This is a genomic window from Dysgonomonas gadei ATCC BAA-286 (genome assembly GCF_000213555.1).
In the GTDB taxonomy this organism is placed as follows: domain Bacteria; phylum Bacteroidota; class Bacteroidia; order Bacteroidales; family Dysgonomonadaceae; genus Dysgonomonas; species Dysgonomonas gadei.
This window is the reverse complement of the sequence record NZ_GL892000.1, coordinates 1-1,306: the sequence shown is the minus strand read 5'-3', so window position 1 is coordinate 1,306 and position 1,306 is coordinate 1. Positions and strand designations below refer to the sequence as shown.

The 1,306-nt window shown below is 36.8% G+C and carries 1 protein-coding gene; it reads right to left on the bottom strand.

Annotation, left to right across the window (positions count from 1 at the left end; genetic code table 11):
• Positions 1 to 20: 20 nt before the first annotated feature.
• The gene (locus HMPREF9455_RS20515) at positions 21 to 1,184 is read right to left on the bottom strand and encodes an IS4 family transposase (RefSeq protein WP_006801687.1); all 1,164 of its coding nucleotides are present in this window, start codon (positions 1,182 to 1,184) and stop codon (positions 21 to 23) included.
• Positions 1,185 to 1,306: the final 122 nt, after the last annotated feature.

Here is a 1,306-nt window from a genome sequence, read left to right as displayed (position 1 = left end):
CCACTAGTGTTGCGTTAAAATTAATTGAATAACAATAAGTTATCAATTTGCTCTTTGACATTTTTGTAATCAGATTTATTAATCAGTTGATTTATAGGAGTTTTATCCAGCAGGGACTTGCCGAAAATTTGTAATAATTCGTAGATTGTACGTTCTGTTTTGAGTTTTTTTGCAACTATCGCTATAAGGCAATAAGCAATAACAGCACAATTTACCTGTATTTTTACGGCATTTTCGGTCGTTCCCCAAAACTGTTTGATTTTCAGATGCTGTTTTATCCATTTGAAAAACAATTCAATAGACCAACGTTTGCGATATAATTCCGTAATCGTTTTAGCATCGGAAACCAAGTCATTTGTCAGAAAAACAAACTCTCTGTTTTGCACGGTATCGTAATAACGAATCTTGCGGATTTTTTCGGGGTAGCGTTTCGGTGAATTTCCGGTTGTAAAAACACCGATTTGGTCGGACTTTATACCTGTATACGGTTCTTTTTTAAGGCTGTATATTCGCCTGAATTTGATTTTTTCGCGTGCCCGGAAAACAAAAAAAGCCTCGCAGGTATGAATGTTATAGAGTCGGGCAAAGTCGTTGTATCCACGGTCAAAGATGTAATAACTGCCTCTTTGGTAATCAATATAATCCATCCCGTTAATATCATTGACCGAAGCAGGAGTAACGACAATAAAATCAGGAATCTGTGTTCTGACATCGTAAAGAGTATGCAATTTTATTGCACCTTTTTGACGTTTGTAAGTCGCCCACCAAAATACATTCAAACACAGGGAAACCGTAGATGAATCAAAAGCATACACGTTACCATCAACTTGAATGTCAAAATCAATATCGGCACGGCATTTTTGCGCTTGGGTAATCATCAGGGAGGCTAATTCCTCAAAAATCCGATAATCACGATTCGCGTTAGCTCGGGACAGAGTGGAAAGAGCGATACTCTTTCCAAAACCCAAACGATACGATTTCTGGTGGTGTGCATCAGTCAAAATGCACAAATCACGCATACTATCGCAGTTTGAGAGTTGCCCGAACATCATCATGAGCAGTTGATTCCAGCAGGAAAAATCACGAATCCTCATATTCCCCCTGTATTTTTTGACGATGTATTTAAATTGTTCATACGGCAAAAAATCAGTCAATTGAGCGAAAACATATTTGTCTTGATTCATAACAGGTTACATTTAACCTGCAAAATTATCATTTCAAATCGGGGGAAAAGAAAATCAACCGTAAATATCTGATATACAAAAATTTCAAAGAACTATTTTATAACTTAACGCAACACTAATGA

Coding starts and splice junctions, on each gene's coding strand:
- HMPREF9455_RS20515 (WP_006801687.1), bottom strand. CDS start 1,184: ATGAATCAAGACAAATATGTTTTCGCTCAATTGACTGATTTTTTGCCG.